The organism is Desulfallas sp. Bu1-1 (genome assembly GCF_015594625.1).
Lineage (GTDB): Bacteria > Bacillota > Desulfotomaculia > Desulfotomaculales > Desulfallaceae > JADNRQ01.
In genome coordinates, this window is record NZ_JADNRQ010000080.1 from 1 (window position 1) to 457 (window position 457).

Sequence of the window (457 nt, forward strand, 5' to 3'; positions counted from 1 at the left end):
CGTGGATACCGGCGCACATACCTGACAGGCGTGTTGGCCAAAGTGGTGGTGGACATTGCCAAAGTTTTAGGCAAACCCATCGCATTGGAGGATCTGGACTTCGGCAAAGACCGGCTGGACACGGACAGGAAATTCAACCGCATGGCGGCCAACTTCCCGTTTAAGAAGATAATCGAGGCCGTCACGCGCAGGGCGTGCAAGGAAGGTGTCGGCGCAAAACCGGTCAGGCCGGCGCACACGTCCACCATCGGCTATTACAAGTACATGGAGCGGTACGGGGTAATTATCCACCACGCCGCCGCATTAACTATCGCCCGGCGGGCGATTGGCTTCAAGGAACGCATTACCGGTGAACTGAAGCAGAAAATCCAGGCTGTCAAAGAGAAGCTGAACCGAAAGGTCAATTCCTTGCCTGGGGAAGGAAAAGGGATGACCCGAAAGGTGAAGCGGCTCTTCA

1 protein-coding gene is annotated in these 457 nt (G+C 55.8%); it reads left to right on the plus strand.

Going from position 1 to position 457, the window contains the following annotated elements; translation table 11 throughout:
- On the plus strand, window positions 1–457 hold a 457-nt coding region (locus tag IT084_RS17730; protein WP_195714191.1), incomplete at both ends, for an IS200/IS605 family accessory protein TnpB-related protein.